Genomic DNA, 19,802 nt, shown 5'->3' with positions numbered 1-19,802 from the left:
TTTAAGATTTTAAATAATTAAAAATCAACCTGTACCCCAAAAACATACTGTCTCATATTGGGTTGTGTCATGTCATATGCTCCTAAATTAGATACCGTGTAACTGAAAGCATTGGAGTTGGCTTCAGGATCAAAACGGAGTTTTTTATCAAATGCATACGTATATAAATTCACTCCTCTTACATAGGCGTAAATCCCTCTAAGGCCTTTTACATTAAGTACTGACCCCTTAAATGTATATCCCAGTTCTACATTTCTTAACCTGATATTATCTCCCTTATATAAATATCTTGTAGAGTTGGCATTTGAAGATTTATTACCATTAAATACTTGTTTAGGCATTGAAGCATTTGGATTGCTAGGACTCCAGGAGTCATATAATGCTGCAGTAGATGTATTCACCGTTGAATATTGTCCATCAGATTCATACACAAACCCCCATCGATCCCATACTGAATAATCTCCCTGATAATTCAGCATGAATGATAACTTCAATCCTTTATAGGTAAACTCGTTGATCAAACTCGCAATATGAGTAGGCAGTGCTTTCTGACCTGTGAAGGACAATTTCGCTTTATTTACATCATTAGTGGTTGCCGTTCTTGTATCATCTGTATACCACAGCGGATCACCATTTGAAGGATCTACCCCTGCCCATAATCTTGTGTAATATTCGGTAGGATTATGTCCGGGAAAAAATGCTTTTAACCCAGGAATAGTCGTAGGAGTAGGATCTCCTTTGATGTAGGTTACTTTGGAATCGTTGTAAGAATAATTGGCTTTCACATCCCAGCTAAATGATTCATTGCTTGTTCTATACCCCAATGATACTTCAAAACCATTAGATTTTACCTCCGCCTGGTTTTTAATAATTGTGCTAAATCCTGTAGAAGGAGAAATCGGAACATCGTATACCTGATCAGGATTTATATTGGAATAAACATCAAAGCTTCCGTATAAATTTCCTTTACCCACGGAAAAATCTAATCCAATATTTCTTTTCTTGGATTTTTCCCAAACCAAACCATCAGGGGCTCCCGGAGTCAGAATATAACCGGCATTGGTCTGAAGATAATTTCCATTCAGCGTATACTGTGGATATTTCGCATAAGGGCTTGCAGCCTGATTACCATTTTCTCCATAGCTGGCTCTCAATTTCAGCATGTTTATATAAGAAGGCAGAAAATTCATTTTACCTAAATCAAGGCTAAGTCCGATACCGAAGAAATTCCCGGCTTGAGTGTACCCGGAATAGGTATCCCTTCTGGCAGAACCTGTAATGGTTACAAATTTATTATAGGTATAAGATGCTCTTGCAATATATCCTATAAGCGTCCATGCATCGGTATTTCCCGTTGCGTCGGTAACATTGGCTGCTGCATCCGCATACTGGATTCTGGTTCCCGAAGGAAACCCTCTTTTGGTATAGGTATTATATTCCAAAGTTCTTTTCGTGGATTCCATACCGATAGAGGCAGAAACATCATGTACTCCGTTAAATGTTTTGTTAAAGTTTAGGAAGTTATACCAGTTCCAGGTAAAGAAATTCCTCATCGATTTGAAATAAATCCCGTTGCCATTGGAATTAGACGGATCATATCCATCTCCAAAATCGGGATTCCAATACGTGAACTCATTTGCTGAAGTATTATCAATTCCAAAATTGGAATTAAACGTTAGATAAGGTAAAATTTTATAATCAACATTTATTGAAGTTAATACCTTATCAAAGGTTCCTTTTGTAAGGTTTGCCTGCGTAAGGGCTAAAGGGTTAAACTGAGGATTTAAGTATACCAGGTCAAGGTTATAGGAACCATCAGCCAGGTAAGGGTTTTGCGTAGGGGAAAGCAATGTTCCAGAGAAAATAGGATTCGAGTAGGACGATGCATCTGTTGGTCCAGACTGAACCGTTCTTGATAAATTGGTTGCAAAAGTAATATTTAATTTATCGCTTGCTTTCCAGTTAGCTTTTATCGTTCCTGTATATCGGTCAAAAGCGGCATCATATGACAATCCTTCCTGTTTCAGATAGGCTAACGATGCATATAGCGTAAAATCTTTAAACCCACCTGAATAACTCAGGTTATACCTGTTGGTGATAGGAGAATTTCTTCTGGTTAATTTTCTCCAGTTGGTATCCGTAGTACCATCCCAGTTCAATATATCCGTTTTTGCATAATCCGTTGCCTCCTGCAGGCTTGAAAAACCATTAACCGGATCGGTTGACGGATATTTATTATATAATGCCTGTCCTAAATAGTTCACATGTTCCTGGGCATTAAGCATCTTCAATTTATCAAATGCCACATTTGAAGCTCCTATCTCACTTATAAACTGAAAATTAGATTTCCCTTTTTTTCCGGTTTTTGTGGTAATAACAATCACTCCGTTAGCCCCTCTTGAACCATAAATTGCAGTGGCAACCCCATCTTTTAAAACCTGTACATCTTCAATATCAGCAGGATTTATCAGGGACAGCGCATTTTGTGATGATAAAGCTCCTGAAATATCTCCTGACTGTACAGGAACTCCATCAATAATATACAACGGATCATTACCTGATGTCAAAGAAGAAATCCCTCGAATCAATGTAATGGTAGAAGCACCCGGCTGCCCTGAGCTTGCTGTAGTCATTAATCCCGGAACAGTACCCTGTAAAACGTTATCAATAGATATTGCAGATGGTTTGTCAAGTACATTCCCGGAAACCTTAGATGATGAACCGGTAGATTGTTCAGGTGTAATTTTCATCCCGTAGGAGCCTGTAAGAATAACCTCATCAATTTTAGTTTCTTTTGACTTAGAGATCGTATCGGCCTTAGTTTTTTGTGCCCAGGCAGTCTGTCCGATAAAAAACAAAACTCCCGCACTTAATACACGTAATTTTACATTCATATTAACAAAATTTAATATATTCAGGAGACAAATATGTTAATAAACATTAACACTGTCAATATTTAAATTATTGATATACAACAAATTAAAGAGTATTAAATTCGTGGAAATTACTAGTAAAATAGAATATTGAATGTTATTACAATCAAAAAGAAAAAAAGATTCTCATAAAAAGATTCTTATTAGGATTTTATGAACTTTTAAAAAATATAGAAGGGTTCTGCATATCTGCTTAAGTGATAAATAAAATTCAGAAAAAAAACATTATTAGAAAAAAAATTAAACAAGCTCTCCCTCAAATTTTGCCCAAAATCCAGAAAATTAATAGTTAATTTTTCAAAAAATGGTAGTAAAACATCAAAAACGAAAAACACCCCGGTGAAAGAATGCTTTTTTAACGTGAATTTGGGTTAAGAGTAAGGGAATTGAAGAGCGCCCGAAGCTGGAAGAGAGGCTGGAAACAGCTGTTGGCAGTTGTATTTAAAAGAAATTAATAACTTCCTATTCCGGGCTTCCTGCCATTAAACAAAAATGTTTTATCAATTTTAGTTTTTTATTATGCAGTACTAGAAGCTTCATAAAAACAAAACACACCGTATGAACAGTGTGTTTTGAAATAAACTTTGAGGTATTTTATTTAAAATCTTCCATCGTTTTATGGATGGCATCGATTTGTTTATTGATACTTGATGCATTCTGAGGATTCTGTTTCAGAAGATCCATTTTCTTATTAAGCCCGTCTTTCAGCATTTGAGAAATCATCATCTTCACCTGTGGATTATCACCCATTTGTCCTTTTGCACGGCTCAGGAGTTTCGTAATACTTTCTGTAGCCTTTAAATTATCGGAAGTCATGATCCAGTTGAATCCCTCTTCTGCAGATTTCCCCAGTTCCGGATTCTGGAATTTAATAAATGGATAAAATGCTGCTATAGGCGCAATATTAGCGATTTGGGAGGTTACTTTATTTTTAACGACAACAGGGAGAAGCAATGCAAGCATATCATCAGAAGCGCCTTCGAGATCCAGTTTGTCCGCCAGCGCATTTGCTCTGGACGGGTCGATGGTAATAACGGCTCCTAAAGAATTTCCTTTTACCGCATTGGAAACTGCATTAATACCTTTTTCAAAGATGGGAAGGTATCTTTTATCTTTTGTTTTTGCCAAAGCTGCTATTGCCGAAGCCTGAACCAGAGTTTTAGGATCGTTGGAAGCCAGTTTTTCGACTTCTGAGCCTAATGCCTTCATCTGTTCAGGATTGGTAAGATCCATTAATTCCAGAGCTTTCATGCGTACTCTAAAGTAAGGATCTTTCAATGCTGCCGCCAATAGTTTTGTTGCTGCAGGATTTTTTCCTACCTGATCTTTAATAGCAGTTAACGCTGTATATCTGCTTTTGAATTCCTTAGAATTGGTAAACTGCAATAAATTCTGCTCTGGAGTTTTGGAATCTGTAATATCTGCCAGTAAAACACCGTCTGCATTGATATTAACTAAATCCGGACTTTTGGAAACATCAAAATTAAACGTATTTTTAGCTTCAGCAGTTACCCAGACATTGTATCGCTTCGGTTTTCCGTTATCATACACATCAATAGCCAAAGGAAATTCAAACATTTGGCCCTGAGTCTGGTTAATGGTTACTGCCACCTGTTTTTTAACCGGCTCAAAAGTAGATAAATAATTAATTTTTGGATTTCCGCTTCCGAAATACCATTGGTTAAAGAACCAGTTCAGATCTTTTCCTGAAACTTTTTCAAAAGATAATCTTAATTGATGAGCTTCGGCATTCTGATATTCATTGGATTTCAGATAATCATTCATTCCGGCAAAGAATGCGTCATCTCCCAAGTAATTTCTCAACATATGAAGAATTCCGCCTCCTTTCTGATACGTCACCAAATCGAACACATCTTCACGGGAATCATAATTGAATCTTACTAAGTTTTTCTCAAAGTTCCCAGGTGTCGTAAGATACATATTAACATCCTTCATTTGATGATAGTCTGCCTGGTCTTTTCCATACTTATATTCATTCCAAAGATATTCTGAGTAGTTGGCAAAAGATTCGTTAACCGTAAGATTGCTCCAGCTTTCCGCTGTTACCAGATCTCCAAACCATTGGTGAAATAATTCGTGAGCGATAGTGTCTTCCCAAGTATTTTCATCGATTAATTGTCCAGGTTTTTGTAAAATATCGCTTCCGTGAAGTGTTGCTGTCGTATTTTCCATGGCACCACTCACGTAATCTCTTCCTGAGATCTGTGCATATTTAGCCCAGGGATAATCGTAACCCAGTTTTTTTGAGAAGAACTCAATCATTTCCGGAGTATTTCCATAGATCTGCTTTGCGTAAGGCTCATATTCTTTTTCGATATAATAATCAACAGGAATATTTCTCCATTTGTCTTTTACAATCGCATACTCGCCCACTCCCATGAAGAAAAGATACGTTGAGTGTCTTTTATCCATGACCCAATGGTCGGTTCTCATGTTATTAGCTTCTTTCTGAGAATCTTTTAAAAGTCCGTTGGAAAGCGTCACATATTTATCAGGAACCGTCATATAGATTTCCTGAGTTGTTTTTTGATTGGATTTATCAATAGTCGGAAACCATGCAGAAGAAGATTCCGTTTCTCCCTGTGTCCAAATCTGGGTAGGTTTATCCGGGTCTTTTCCCTGAGCATTAATGAAATACAACCCTTTTGCATCATTAATTGCCGCACTTCCCTGTTGTTTCACTTCGTTCGGACGAGATGTATATTTGATATATACTGTATAATCCTGATTTTTCTGATAGGTTTTATCCAGAATAATTTTCAGCACATCATCTTTATAGTCGTATTTTAAAGATGATTTTTTACCATTAATATCCAAGGCTACTTCATGAATCAACATTCCCTTTGCATCAAGCGTCAATTCGTTGGTAGGATAGAAAAAAGGAGCGGCAGTCAACCATTCTTCCCCGTTCATTTGTTCCTTTTGATAATCGAAATTTACTTTCAGTTTGGTATGTTTTAGTTCCGTTACTTTGGTATGGGTGGCTCTGTAAACTTTTTCCCTCCCTGAAGTTTCGGTTTGTGCTGATACATTGGCGGAAAAGAATATTCCCAGTATAGCAATTGATAAAACAGCCTTTTTCATTTATTTATTATGAATTATATGTTATACAAGAAAACTGCACCAGAATATTCTTTTCTGGTACCTGTTTTTATTATTTCTTAGAATTATTTTTTGTGATGATTTCAAAAATATCATTAACTAATGTTTCATAGTCTCCTTTTTTCAACTGTTCTTTTGTTTTTGCAAAAGCTTTTTTCAGTTCGCTTTCAGGATTTTCTTCGTCAATGATTTCTACAGAATCCACTCCTTTCATTTGGAGGATGGCGTTTTTTAATGCCTCCAGATCGGTTGCGCCGGCAGTATTTATTTTTAAATATTTCATGTATTCTTTCGTGAACGTATTTTTCGTTCCGCCCTGTGAAATTACAAATTCTTTTTTTGCCGGGGTTACAATCTGCTCTAATTCATGGCACATCAGTGTAAAATTTGTTTAAGAAACTGCTTTTAAAAGAATTGACTTCCTTGAATGATCTACTATTTTGTACGGGTCATTTTTCCGTTTTTATATTGGAATATTACTGTACAGCCTTCTTTTGTTTCCACATTATGAACATGGATTTTCAGAGGATCAATACCGTTTATTTTACAAAGCATAGGGCTTTCCCAGTCTTTATAAAAAAGAGGTTCCCTGAAGGTAAGATTCGGATTGTTCTTAATTTCATTAAATACATCATAATCCACACAGATCTCTCCGGTTTCTATATGATGTTCTTTGAGTGCTGTATTCAGCTTGCCAAATAATTCATTGTTAAACTTACTTGCATACATCCAGGAGTTTTTCACACTTATATTGGTAATGATAAAAAAGAAAGCGATCCCTGCCAGAAGAGCACTGATCATTCTGCTGTGTAATTTCAGCTTAACGGAAAGATATATCACTCCGGAAATGATAAATAATGTATAGAAAAGTCTTATGGCACCCAGATTTCGGTTCTCGAATCCAAAAAGGGTGGGAATATAGGAGGAAAAAAGATAAATGCTCAGTCCTGCCAATATGGAAATAAAGGAAATAATAGCCAGCTTTTTATAGTCCTTCATTTTGCTTGTAAAGTCATAATTGCAAAATATCTTATACACTGCTGAGGTTATTAGTAATGACAGTATGATTTCAAATACATTCATTTTTCTGAGATTCAGAAATGCCTTATAAATTCCTTCAAAAAAATCTCTGAAGAATAATTTTGCAGTACACATGGCCACAAACACCATTCTTTTCAATTCAAATACCTTCCCGATTTCATCTCTCTGGTAGGAATTGGCAAATACATTTGGCTGAATAACTTTTCTGAAAATCACGATGATTCCTACTGTAAGAACTACAAATACAATTCTTTTTTTATTTTCTTTAATAAGAAACAGGTTAAGGAGTATTAATGGAAGAAAAATTTCATAGCTGAATACGGAAGCGATAAAAAACAATGAGCTTATGAACGTATTTTTCCGGACATATGCATAATAGATACTCAATGCAAAAAAGATCGTTGCCAGATTTGAATTGAGCATAATCGTAGAAAACTGAATACTTGTTCCTATCGAAGAACATAAATACAATAAAGTAAAAAGGCCGGCCAATTCTTTTGACACCATCTTCTTAGCCACCCAATATAACACCATCAATGAAAGCGGGAAAAAGAGCAGCCCCATAAAGTAAACAGATTCATTATTCTTCGAAAGAAAAGCTAATGTCCCGGTCACCACTCCTGATACAGGTCTGGCTGCCATTATTTGGGAATCAAGAAAAGAATATATAAAGCTGAAATAGGATCCGGAAACGGATGGCAACACATAGAATCCAGCCAAATCATCTGTAAGTACGGCTTTCTCTTTGAAAACAGATAAACAGATATAAAGACTGTAGACAATAATTAAGATATTCAAAAATACCACATAATTATTGTTTATTATTTTTTTCATACTATTTTTTCAAAATTTGTGTAGAAGCTCAGCTTCTGATGGGGTCAAAAATAATAGAAATTCTGTAATAAAAAAAGATTTCAGCAATATATAATCTAAAGCTAAATTGCTACCGGAGCCTTAATTCCGGGATATGAATCGTAATTTTCTACCGTAAAGTCTTCAATCCTGAAGCAAAAAATATCTTTCACTTCAGGATTAAGCTTGATAATTGCAGTGGCCAATATGGTTATTATTCTTTTGTAAACGTATTTTTCGTACCGCCCTGTGAAATCACAAATTCTTTTTTAGCCGGATTAAAATCTATTGTAATTCCTGCTGCATCAAATGTAAAACTTGTTTTAGAAACAGCATCTAAAGGAAATGCACTCTGGCCTGATGCCTGCGCCATTAATTTTTTGTCTTTAATAAAAATATTAATTTTCAATGGAACTGTGGGACTGGAGTAGTTCCCTGTCAATGGTTCAAGATCAACATCTGAAACTTCGACTACCTTAAAGTCTGGTATCTGGAAATCCCTACCATAAGCCGCCTGTAATGCTACAATAGCCATTTGATTATTATCAAAATCAGACTGATTGGTGATCATTGCAATTGTTTTTTCACCGTCTGGAAAATAGTAAAGTACGGAACGAAATTCATCAATTCCTCCGGTATGTCCAAACCCTTTTTTCTCTCCGAAAGGGACTTCTACCAGTGCAAAACCATAATGATCTTTGAATTGCTTCATCGCATCAAAACTTTCTTTGGAAACCAGCTTACCTGAAGTTAACCCATTCATAAAAGTAATCAGTTCTGTAGGGGTAGAAATAATACATCCCGCACCACTGGGAACTGACATATCGGTCTCAGGACTTTTTACAAATTTTCCGTTTTCGTATTCATATGAATAGGCATTGTTTTTCGAAACATTAATTTTACCGCCTACCTGAGTATATTGTAACTGTAGAGGTTTTGCAATATATTTTTGAATTAGCTCCGAATATTTTTTACCATATACTTTTTCCAAAATATAAGTAAGAATGGTATAGTTTGAATTGCTATACTGAAACTGAGTATCCGGTTCAAAGTCTGAACCACCCTTCTCTATGATTTCAATTAATTTTTCTTTGGCAATGGGCTGTGTGTAGTAGCTCATATATTCCTTATCATCAGTATAGCTGTGAATTCCGCTTCTATGGTTCAGCAGGTATTCTATTTTTATTTTATCTGCATTCTTTATGGTAGGAAAAAACTTGCTTAATTGAGTATCTAAGGTCAATTTCTTTTCTTCCACAGCTTTCATGATCAAAACAGCGGTAAAAGTTTTTGTGATAGATCCGATTCTATAAATGGTATTGATATCTGCCTTTTTTTGGCTTTCTGCATCAGAAAATCCAATAGCATGAGTATAGACTACTTTTCCCTTATCAGCGATCGCAAAACTGCCCATTACTTTATGATTCTCATCCAAAGCATTGAAGTAATGATCTAGTTTTTGTTTGTCAACATTCTGAGCAAATCCCAGACTAAAAGCAGCAATGGAAATACTGATTCCTATTTTTCTGAACATGGTAATAATTTTCAAAATAAGTCCTAAAAATAGGGATTTTGTTACATGAACCAATAAAAATCACTAATAATCCTGACCTGGAAAAATTCCATTATTCTCCAGTTCAATTAAAATTTCATGTTCTTTTACGGAAAGACTATCTTTTTTAATATAATCAAGAATGACTTTTTTATTAGCAGGATTTCTAAAAGATAATAAATCAGCTAAAGCCTTTTGCTTATTAACGTCCATCAGAGTATCATTGGTAATGATTGAGCTGAATTCTTTCTGAAGAAGATTCGTGTAATCACCTTTATACCAACGGTTGAGATAATTGATTGCCGGAATCTTGTGAGTGGTAAAAGCTAACTTCTCAATCTGTTTGTTGTACTGTTTCGGATATAGTTTATATCTGAAAACTTCCGTTAAAAGGCTCTCCGAAGGATTTGGACTGAAAATGATCAGACTGTCAAGCTTTTTCAGCCTGGCATCATGTATGACGTCCTTATCATCTAGAGCATTAATATATTGAATGTATAGAGGTTCAGCAGGATTTTGATCATCCACAATACAACCATTCCGGGTATGAATCTGAGTTTTTAGCTGTAAAAATTGCTGAAATATCTGATCGGTAAGTTCGGGCTTTTTTTTCCAAAGTGCGATCGTTGCATATACAGCAACTACTTTATTTTTATTGTTTAAAAGGGATACAAGTTCATCATCTGAAGCAATCTCTTTTAATTTTTTGAAATTTTCAAAATTTTCGGAAACGATAGTGCCTTTCGCTAAAGCTGAGGTTTCATAGACATTAATACCGGAAATATCTTTTACGATTTTTCTAATATGCTGAGGAACTGCAATTGTATCAAAAACAGCATCCTTTGTTACATCGAAATCTTCTACAAGATTAATGGATTCGGCTTTACTGTTGTCTTTTTTACATCCGTACATAAAAATAGCAGCAACCGCTATCATGATGACTTTTATACGGTTCATCAGATGGCCACAGGAGCTTTAATTCCAGGATGCGGATCGTAATTTTCTAAGGTAAAATCTTCAAAACTGAAGCCAAATATATCTTTTACTTCAGGATTCAGCTTCATGGTTGGAAGTGGCCTAGGATCTCTTGCCAGCTGTCTGTTGACCTGTTCAAAATGGTTATTGTAGATGTGAACATCCCCAAAACTGTGTACGTAATCTCCTACTTCAAGATCACAAACCTGTGCCACCATCATTAAAAGCAGGGCATAGCTTGCAATATTAAACGGAACGCCCAGGAAAACATCAGCACTTCTCTGGTACAATTGAAGCGACAGTTTCCCGTCTGCTACATAAAACTGAAATAAAGCATGGCAAGGCGCCAATGCCATATTGGGAATCTCCGCTACATTCCATGCAGAAACGATCAATCGTCTGGAATCAGGGTTTTTCTTAATCTGGTCGATTACTTCTGAGATCTGATCTACCACTTTCCCGTCTGCACCATTCCAGCTTCTCCACTGGGCACCGTAAACCGGACCTAAATCTCCGTTTTCGTCTGCCCATTCATTCCAGATGCTTACGCTGTTGTCGGTTAAGTACTTAATATTTGTATCTCCTTTCAAAAACCAAAGCAGTTCGTAAATAATAGATTTCAGGTGTACTTTTTTAGTCGTTACCATAGGAAATCCTTTTGACAGGTCATATCTGAGCTGGTATCCGAAAACACTTCTGGTTCCGGTACCGGTTCTGTCGGTTTTATCTGTTCCGTTATCAATGATATGTTGTAAAAGGTCTAGGTAATTCTGCATTTTGAAGGCAATTTTGAGAGCTCAAATTTAGAAAAAACTAACCTAAAAAACTATTAAAAAAGCATCCATTTTCATGAATGCTTTGTATAGTAACTACATAAATTTTCTATTAAACGGCAGTATACCCTCCATCAACAAGGTAATACCCTCCTGTCATGAATGAAGATTTTTCCGAGCTTAGGAACAATACCAGTTCTGCCACTTCCTGGGCAGTTCCCAAACGTCCGATCGGATGTTTTGCAATTAAAGATTCCTTTTGGTCGCCACTCATATTTTCTAAAAGCGGTGTTTCGATATATCCCGGACCTACAGCATTACAACGAATGTTTTTCTGGCCGTATTCAGCGCCAATATTTTTGGTTAATCCTACAACGGCATGCTTTGCAGTGGTATATGCTGAAGACATGGGAGCGGCCACTGTTCCGTGAATGGATGCTATATTAACGATAACTCCGCCTCCATTTTTTTCCATCTGCTGCAGTTCATACTTACAGCCGTAAAATACACCGTCCAGGTTTACACTTAAGACTTTTTTCCAGCTATCCAGACTGTAATCCCCGGTCAAGGCAGATTCGCCACCGATTCCTGCGTTGTTACAGGCAATATCCAGCCTTCCGTATATTTCAACTGTTGAATTCACTAAGGCTTCTACTTGTGCCGGATCTGAGGTATCTGCCTTCACAAAAGAAGCTTCTCCACCTGATGATTTGATCTGTTCCACAGCCTGTGCACCATGCTCTTCATTAATATCTGATACAATCACTTTTGCCCCTTCTTTTGCATAGGTAAGTGCAATGGCCAGCCCGATTCCGGAACCAGCGCCTGTCACTACTGCGACTTTGTTTTCTAAAATTCCCATATTGATAAAATTTTATATGATTTTCTTTAAAATAACTAAGTTCAATTTACGACAAAATCAAGGGTCATTGTAAACTTTAACAATAAAGTTTTCTTAATTTTCGACGATTAATACTAAATTATTTAAAAATATCATCACAAAAACAAAATATATTAATTTTGCCTACATAACAATTATTATATTCTATTAAATTTTACCAACTGTTTAATTATAATACAGCAATAAAACACTTAAAATTATCTGCTACCAAATGTTTTCAATAGTTTGAGTGATTGTGTTGATCGTAAATACATCGCCTTTTTTCTTACCAGACATCGCCTTTATCAATGGGGATTCTGCAGAGACTGTCATTATTTTTTGCTGATCAATACTGATTTCCCCTACGGAAGCGGCCACATAAAATAATCCCCGATCGGTTTTCACCAATGCTCCATTCTGGACTTTAGGAGAAGGTTCTGAAGTTATTTTCTGAATTAAAGCCTGCTGGTTTACGGTTTCATTGAGCTGTCTCTGAAGGTTATTGATTTCCTGCTGAACCATTTCACGACTGGTTTCGTATTTATCACCCATCGAACTTTTTGTTTCGTTGTTGGAAGCCCGGGTTTCACCAATCAGCTTTTCAAAGGTTTGAATTTTGTCAGCGATTTTAGTTCTTATGGTATCGATTATTTTGTCCTTATTCATTTTATTTGGTTACTGTTTTTTTGATATGAAATATGAAAAACGGGCTAAAGCCCGTTTTATAATATTATGATCTTTTGTTAAAATCTTATGGCTTATTTTTCAAATACAGCATAGTCTGAAACTTTGAAGTTAAAGTTTTTTCCACTGTCGAAATTTCTTTTTGTAGCATCAAATATATTCCTGAAACTTCCGGACAAATTGTTGTCTTCAATACTGAAATCCACCGGTTCTTTTGACATATTTAAAACAACCAGAACTTCATTTTTACCATTTTTTCTAACGTAGGCTAAAATTTTGTCATTTGCCGTCGTATTCAAAAGATAAGTTGATACATTGGGATCTCCGCCACGCAATGCAGGGTTGGACGCTTTGATATTTAATAAGGTCTTATAGAAATCCGCATTCTGGTAAGTATTCGTCCATTTGATTACATCTTTTTCAAAAAACTCTAATCTTTTCATGTTTGGAAGTTCCTGCCCTGAATAGAGCAATGGAATTCCATTCCATGTCGCAGAAAATACGGCCATTGGCTTTGTAATCACTCCATATTTTTCATACTCGGTACCGTTCCATGAATTTTCATCGTGATTGCTGGTAAACCAGGCTCTCATTGAAGCGTCTCCAATATTGGAATATTTTATTAAAAGATCTTTCAGGTCCTGTAAAGGAAGATTTTTATTGTAATAATCATTGGACTTATGCATCCAGGTCCAGGAGTAGCTTGCATCAAAAACTTTTCCGTATTCCGGGCTTTCCAGTTCGTCAAATTCTCCTAACCAGAACAAAGGTTTCAGGGTTTCTACTTCCGGACGGGCCTGTTGCCAAAAATCAACTTCAACCCAAGAAGCAAGATCACATCTGAATCCATCGATATCGGTTTCTTTTACCCAGAATTTCATGGCTTCGATCATTGCCTTACGCATGTCCTGGTTTTTATAATCCAGTTCGATAATATCATCCATTCCGGAAGCAATATGAAATTTGCCGTCGGGATCTTTCAGATAAAATTCGGGATGTGTTTTTGTCCATATATGATCCCAGCCTGTGTGGTTGGCGACCCAGTCGATAATCACTTTAAAACCTAATCTATGGGCTTCATTCACCATGTGTTTGAAGTCGTTTAACGTTCCGAATTCAGGATTGATGGAAGTGTAATCTGCAGCGGCATACTGGCTTCCGAGACTCCCTTTTTTATTTTGCTGGGCAATGGGTGTGATCGGCATAAACCAAAGGGTCCGTACGCCCATTGTTTTCAGGCGGGGCATTTCTTTTTCAAATGCTTTAAAGGTTCCCTCTTTTGTATATTGTCTTATATTGACTTCATAGATATTTGTTGTATGCTTCCATTCTTTCGGCAAATCCATAGTATTTTTTAAATTTTGAGTGGTACAAGAAACAATTCCCAGACCAATTACGGCTAATAAAATTAATTTTCTCATTCGTTTATTTTGAACAAAAATAGGAATTGTTTTTCTAGTGAAAGAATAAAAAAGCCCCGAATAAATATCCGGGGCTGTATGTATTGTGTATTATCTTTCGTCGTTATCGTCTTCTTCATCGTCGAAAACATCATCATTGTAATCATCTTCGTCTTCATCATCGAAGCTGTCATCCTCATCTTCAAAACTGCTTGCGCTGCTGAAGTCATCTTCAAAGCCGAAATCATCATCCATCAAAGGCATAGCTGATTTCTTTTTTGATCCTCCGCTTTTGCTTGGTGCTTTTAAAGGAACATTTCCGAATCTGTATACGGTAATCGGGTAGTTCACCCCTTTTGTTTCTTCAATTACTTCCACAAGTTCGCAGAAGAATTCCCAAAGGTCAAGAAAGCCATATTGGAACTGAGCTTTGTCACCTGCTTTTGCAAAGGCTTCATCTATATAAACATCCGACATAATTTCTCCATCACCATCATCACTCATATCCTCTAACGGAACACTTTTTACGATTGTTCCATCTTCTTCCAGTAAATTAAAAGTCGAAAGCTCATCTCCCTGCAAGCTGAATGCACTTTTAATTCCTAAATGTAAGTTCCATAGCGTCTGTTTCCCTTTAACTTCGATATCACGGAAAATATCTTCTTTCGCATCTAATATTACGCGGATTTTGTAAACCATATCAGTCTTTAAATTACTTTTTTGCCTTGATTATTATGATAAATTTCTCCTGCAAATATATAATAAATGACATGTGACAAAAAAATATTTCAGGATTTTTTAAAATATTTTTTTTTCTTACATTTTGCCGGAATTATTTACTTTTCTCCAACATAAAACTGAACTTCGTACCCTCAAGGTATACACTTTCTACTGTAATGTTTTCGTTATGAGCCTCCAGGATGTGCTTTACAATAGCCAGCCCCAGCCCTGAACCTCCTTCCCTTCTGCTTCTGCTGGTCTCTACCCGGTAGAATCTTTCAAAAATTCTCGGCAGAAGTTCTTTTTTTATTCCCATTCCGTTGTCGATCACTTCAATCAGGACCTTATTTTTAAGGACGCTGGTTTTTACGACCACTTTGGCTTCCTGCCTGTTGGCATAATGGATCGCATTGGAAACGAGATTGATGAAAACCTGGGATACTTTCTGCTTATCTGCATCTACAAAAATCTGAGGATGCAGCGTCTGGATCTGCAAAGTAGTGTTATGCTTTTCCGCTTCAAGGTCCAGCAGGTCAAAAATTTCTTTGATGAGAAGGTTGACGTCAAATCTTGAAACCGTAAGGTTAATTTCTCCTGCTTCAAGCCTGTTGATCATATCCAGATCGGTAACAATGGCAATTAATCTTTCTACAGAGATGTCTATTCTTTCCAAATATTTATCCCGGATGGTAAGATTATCTACCCCGCCATCCCTTAAAGTCTCTACATATCCCTGGATGGAAAAAAGAGGAGTCTTCAGTTCATGGGAAACATTGCCGATATATTCTTTACGGTAACTTTCCATTTCCTTCAAAATATCAATCTCCGTAACCTGCTGCTGATTGAGATCGGAAAATCTTTCTCCCAATTCTTTAATGGTAATATTCTCATCCTGATTCTGCACGATCTCCTGTGGCAGCATTTGTGAAAGCCCGCGGACCTGCTTTTTCCCATAATAATTGAAAAGCAGCTCCAGCACGACATAATTGATTACGAAAATAACGATAAGACAGATGATAAGTCCTATTTTAAAGAAAGGGGTCCGGTCATAGATATCCTTTAGTGAATCAAATATAAGCACTAGCAGAAACATGACCAATGTCAGAAGACATGAGGCTATAAGGGTAAGTCTGTAAAATTTCAATTTTACAACGTTTTTATGGGTTGATAGGTAAAGTTAGTTTTTTTTAACTATAAAACTATGAGTTTATAGCCTATTCCTTTTAAGGTCTGAATGGTGTTGATTCCCAATTTTTCTCTTAATCTCCTGATGTGTACATCAATGGTTCTTTCTCCCACAATCACATCATTCCCCCAAACTTTTTCTAAAATCTCTTCTCTTTTGAACACTTTTTCGGTGTTGGAAGCTAAAAGATAAAGCAAGTCAAATTCTTTTTTAGGAAGCAAAAACTGCTGTCCGCTTTTAGAAACTCTAAAATTGTCTTTATCGATGACAAGATCTCCGATTTCAATAAGCTTGGCATTATCGGAAACCTGAGAGGTCAGCTGCAATAAAGCGTTTACTTTAGAAATAAGAATTTTCGGTTTAATCAGTTTAACGATATAATCGTTGGCTCCGGCCTGAAAACCCGCTAACTGAGAAAATTCTTCACTTCTTGCTGACAGAAAAACGATCAGTGTTTTTTGAAGTTCTTTTACTTTACGAAGTTCCTGACAAGTTTCTATACCATCCTTTTCAGGCATCATCACGTCCAGTAAGATAAGATCGGGGATAATTTCCTTGGCTTTATCGATACCTTCGTTACCGTTTGTGGCTGTATAGATGTCGTAGCCTTCCTTTTCCAAGTTGTAAGACAGAATCTCTAAAATATCCAGTTCATCGTCTATTAAGAGGATTTTCTTTTGGTTCATTTTCAATTTTTACTGAGTCAAAGTTAATAATTTTTAAATCACAGATTAATAAATCTGTTATCGTTCACATAAAGTTAACAATAATATCGTTTTGTTAATGTTTAGTTAAGGAAAAATTAAATTTAACTAAACCATTTACCCCACTAAACTTGTCTTTCTTTGCGTCGAAAGAATATAGTAAGATAAAGTAAAATGAAAAAACAACTCCACAAGAGCATTATGCTACTTGCCTTATTTTCTGCTGGCTATGCTTTTGCACAAAGTCAGGTTTTGGAAGGTAGGGTACTGGATGAGAAAGACAATAATCCTATAGAAGGTGTAAAAGTAAAAGTGAATGATCAGGAAGTAACAACTGACATTTCCGGATACTACTCTATTAATCTGTCACCTGGAACCAACTATGTTATTACCGTAACGTCCAACGGATACAACAGGAAAGAGATCAGTGAAGTTACGGTAAAAAGCGACAACACGACTCATCTTGATATTGTTTTGGGTAAACCATCCACTAAAGAAATTGAGGGTGTTGTTATAAAATCCAATGCCAGAAAAGAAACGATAGCTTCTACTATAGGTTTGCAAAAAAATTCTGGGGTCGTATCTCAGGTGATTGGGGTGGAAGCGATTAAGAGAAGTCCGGACAGAAACACAGGAGAAGTACTGAAAAGAGTTTCCGGGGTGAGTTTGTTTGATGGAAAGTATATCGTTGTAAGAGGATTATCTGACCGTTATAACCAGGCGATGCTGAACGGTATTCAGCTTTCAAGTACTGAACCGGACCGAAAGACTTTTTCTTTTGACCTTTTCCCGGCAAACGTTATTGAAACTTTGGTGATCAATAAAACGTTTATCCCTGAATACAGCGGTGAGTGGGCTGGAGGACTTATCCAGGTAAATACCAAAGATATTCCCAACAAAAATTTCTTCAATGTTCAGGTAGGTGTAGGCGGAAACTCCATCACCATGAATCACGAATTTCACATGCAGCAGGGCGGAAAATGGGATTTTCTTGGAATCGATGACGGATACAGAAAGCTTCCGAGCAATATGCCTGCAAAAAACAGTTTCAGTATTTTAAATGAGAATGATAAAACCAATATCGGTAAGGAGTATGTAAAAGGATTAGGATATAACAGTATTGGATATCCTGAAAATGTAAGCTTACAGGTAGACGGAGGTTTCAACACGAAGGTTTTCGGAAAAGATTTAGGTGTTATCGCCGTTCTTAACTACAGCAACACTAAAAAAAGAACTGAATCTAAAAACCGTTTCTTTACCATCAATGACCAGCTTGCTGACACGAATTTTGACTATTTCACTGAAAAATACAGCAACGACGTCATTTTGGGAGGTTTGCTGAATCTTACTTTAAAGCTTAACAGCGACAATAAAATATCCCTGAAAAACATCATCACCAATAACACGGTGAACCATATGTCTTTCAGAACAGGAAAAGATTTTGAATTTGATCCGATCAACGGAACGAATATCATGGCGCGAGAAATCGGATTTAAAGAAACTACATTCTACAATTCAACGCTTAACGGAACGCATAAACTTAATGTTTTAGGGGGTGTTACTTTGAACTGGTACGGAAGTTTTGGTATCCTGGATCAATATATTCCATTATTACAGCGTCTTCAGTATAATCAATATCCTGATATCACAGGAAGCCCTTATCTTGCTTTGATCTCTAACGGATTATCGCAAAAATCAGGAAGTGTTTTCTATTCTACCCTGAGTGATTATTTATATAATGCAGGTGGGGATCTATCGAAGACTTTCACCATGTTTGGACAGAAGCAAACGGTAAAAGGAGGATATTTATTTCAGGTAAAAGACAGAATTTACAATTCAAGACCTTTCTCTGTAAGACTTGCAGGATACAACCAGGGATTACTTTCCCAGCCATTTGAAACGATTTTCAATCCAGAAAATTTTGGAACGGAAGGCGGTAAATTTACTTTCGACGAAATTGCAGGAAACCAGTACAGATATATTGCCAATACTATTCTTAACGCAGGTTATTTACAATTGGACAACAATTTTACACCATGGTTCAGAGCGGTATGGGGGTTAAGAGTAGAAAACTTTGACCAATTGGTGGGAAGTACGAAAAGAAGTGACGATCGTTTTGTTAACACGCGTGTTACAGACTTTTTACCTGCGCTTAATTTAACTTTTAAGGTAAACAACAGCATGAACATCCGTGTTGCCGGTTCACAAACGGTGGTAAGACCTGAATTCAGAGAAGTTTCTCCGCTTGCATACTATGACTTTGATTTAGGAGCTACAGTAATCGGTAATAAATTTATTCAGAGAACGAAAATTACGAATGCGGATCTTCGTTGGGAATGGTACCCAAGAAACGGAGAAATCCTTTCTGTGGCGGGTTTCTATAAGAATTTTAAAAATCCTATTGAATTATATTTTAACCAATCCGGGGTAGGAACAAGTAATACGTTTAACTACATGAACGTAGATAAAGCGGATGCTTACGGTGCTGAGCTTGAATTCAGAAAAAAACTTGATTTTGTGAGCGTACTTAAAAACTTCACTTTCGGTGGAAATTTCGCCCTGATCAAAAACAAAGTAACGGATGAAGCTACAAAAACTGACCGACCAATGCAGGGACAGTCTCCTTATACGATCAACTTAAGCATGCAGTATGATGCTGAAAAAACAGGCTGGACTTCAACTGTACTTTTCAACATGATTGGAAGAAGAATTCTGTATGTAGGAAACGATCAGGTTCCACCAATTTGGGAAGCACCAAGACCTTTGCTTGATTTCCAGGTTGCTAAAAAGATCTGGCAGAACAAAGGAGAAATCAAACTTAATGTTTCAGACATTCTAAACCGCCGTGCAAAGTTCTATCATGATCTGAACGGTAATAAAAAATACGATGGTGCCGATGCACTTGCTATAGAAAGATTAACGGGTACTAACATCAGTTTAACGTTGGGCTATAGCTTTTAATACAATTAATATTTATAA

At 36.5% G+C, this 19,802-nt stretch carries 14 protein-coding genes and 1 pseudogene; 1 reads left to right on the top strand and 14 read right to left on the bottom strand.

What is annotated here, in order from left to right; all coding sequences use genetic code 11:
- Nucleotides 1-17: 17 nt before the first annotated feature.
- The 14 genes and pseudogenes from IW15_RS06790 to IW15_RS06730 all read right to left on the bottom strand — a co-directional run bounded on the left by IW15_RS06790 (nucleotide 18) and on the right by IW15_RS06730 (nucleotide 16,805).
- On the bottom strand, nucleotides 18-2,894 hold the full coding sequence (locus IW15_RS06790; protein WP_034710165.1) for a SusC/RagA family TonB-linked outer membrane protein: 2,877 nt from the start codon (nucleotides 2,892-2,894) through the stop codon (nucleotides 18-20).
- 633 nt (nucleotides 2,895-3,527) lie between these two features.
- Entirely contained in the window at nucleotides 3,528-6,038 is a 2,511-nt protein-coding gene (locus IW15_RS06785) for a M1 family metallopeptidase (protein WP_034710164.1), read from the bottom strand.
- Nucleotides 6,039-6,108: 70 nt separating this feature from the next.
- A complete protein-coding gene (locus IW15_RS06780; protein ID WP_228384315.1) occupies nucleotides 6,109-6,432 on the bottom strand; it encodes a hypothetical protein in 324 nt (107 codons plus the stop codon).
- Nucleotides 6,433-6,491: 59 nt separating this feature from the next.
- Nucleotides 6,492-7,931, bottom strand: coding sequence for a hypothetical protein (locus IW15_RS06775; RefSeq protein WP_034710163.1), 1,440 nt, complete (start codon nucleotides 7,929-7,931; stop codon nucleotides 6,492-6,494).
- A gap of 101 nt (nucleotides 7,932-8,032) precedes the next feature.
- Nucleotides 8,033-8,143, bottom strand: a pseudogene (locus tag IW15_RS22985) (thymidylate synthase); the annotation flags it as partial.
- 20 nt (nucleotides 8,144-8,163) lie between these two features.
- Entirely contained in the window at nucleotides 8,164-9,483 is a 1,320-nt protein-coding gene (locus tag IW15_RS06770) for a serine hydrolase domain-containing protein (protein ID WP_034710162.1), read from the bottom strand.
- 63 nt (nucleotides 9,484-9,546) lie between these two features.
- Complete coding sequence (locus IW15_RS06765; protein WP_131368515.1) at nucleotides 9,547-10,437, bottom strand: hypothetical protein; 891 nt, start codon at nucleotides 10,435-10,437, stop codon at nucleotides 9,547-9,549.
- Nucleotides 10,438-10,457: 20 nt separating this feature from the next.
- A complete protein-coding gene (locus tag IW15_RS06760; protein ID WP_034710160.1) occupies nucleotides 10,458-11,252 on the bottom strand; it encodes a thymidylate synthase in 795 nt (264 codons plus the stop codon).
- Nucleotides 11,253-11,361: 109 nt separating this feature from the next.
- Nucleotides 11,362-12,111 carry an SDR family NAD(P)-dependent oxidoreductase gene (locus IW15_RS06755; protein ID WP_034710159.1) on the bottom strand — a complete coding sequence of 250 codons (750 nt, stop codon included), beginning with the start codon at nucleotides 12,109-12,111 and terminating at the stop codon, nucleotides 11,362-11,364.
- A gap of 243 nt (nucleotides 12,112-12,354) precedes the next feature.
- Complete coding sequence (locus IW15_RS06750) at nucleotides 12,355-12,795, bottom strand: hypothetical protein (protein ID WP_034710158.1); 441 nt, start codon at nucleotides 12,793-12,795, stop codon at nucleotides 12,355-12,357.
- Nucleotides 12,796-12,887: 92 nt separating this feature from the next.
- Nucleotides 12,888-14,234 carry an alpha-amylase family glycosyl hydrolase gene (locus tag IW15_RS06745; protein WP_034710157.1) on the bottom strand — a complete coding sequence of 449 codons (1,347 nt, stop codon included), beginning with the start codon at nucleotides 14,232-14,234 and terminating at the stop codon, nucleotides 12,888-12,890.
- Between the two features lie 90 nt (nucleotides 14,235-14,324).
- Nucleotides 14,325-14,912 (bottom strand): IS1096 element passenger TnpR family protein, encoded by a 588-nt coding sequence (locus tag IW15_RS06740; RefSeq protein WP_034710156.1) that lies wholly within the window; start codon nucleotides 14,910-14,912, stop codon nucleotides 14,325-14,327.
- 133 nt (nucleotides 14,913-15,045) lie between these two features.
- Nucleotides 15,046-16,077, bottom strand: coding sequence for a sensor histidine kinase (locus tag IW15_RS06735; protein WP_034710155.1), 1,032 nt, complete (start codon nucleotides 16,075-16,077; stop codon nucleotides 15,046-15,048).
- Between the two features lie 47 nt (nucleotides 16,078-16,124).
- Entirely contained in the window at nucleotides 16,125-16,805 is a 681-nt protein-coding gene (locus IW15_RS06730; protein WP_034710154.1) for a response regulator transcription factor, read from the bottom strand.
- A 192-nt stretch (nucleotides 16,806-16,997) separates the two neighbouring features.
- On the opposite strand from IW15_RS06730, the gene IW15_RS06725 reads away from it, so the two are divergent.
- On the top strand, nucleotides 16,998-19,784 hold the full coding sequence (locus IW15_RS06725; protein WP_034710153.1) for a TonB-dependent receptor: 2,787 nt from the start codon (nucleotides 16,998-17,000) through the stop codon (nucleotides 19,782-19,784).
- Nucleotides 19,785-19,802: the final 18 nt, after the last annotated feature.

Source organism: Chryseobacterium soli (assembly GCF_000737705.1).
In the GTDB taxonomy this organism is placed as follows: domain Bacteria; phylum Bacteroidota; class Bacteroidia; order Flavobacteriales; family Weeksellaceae; genus Chryseobacterium; species Chryseobacterium soli.
Note: the sequence above shows the minus strand (reverse complement) of the source record. Positions and strands in the feature narration are given on the sequence as shown.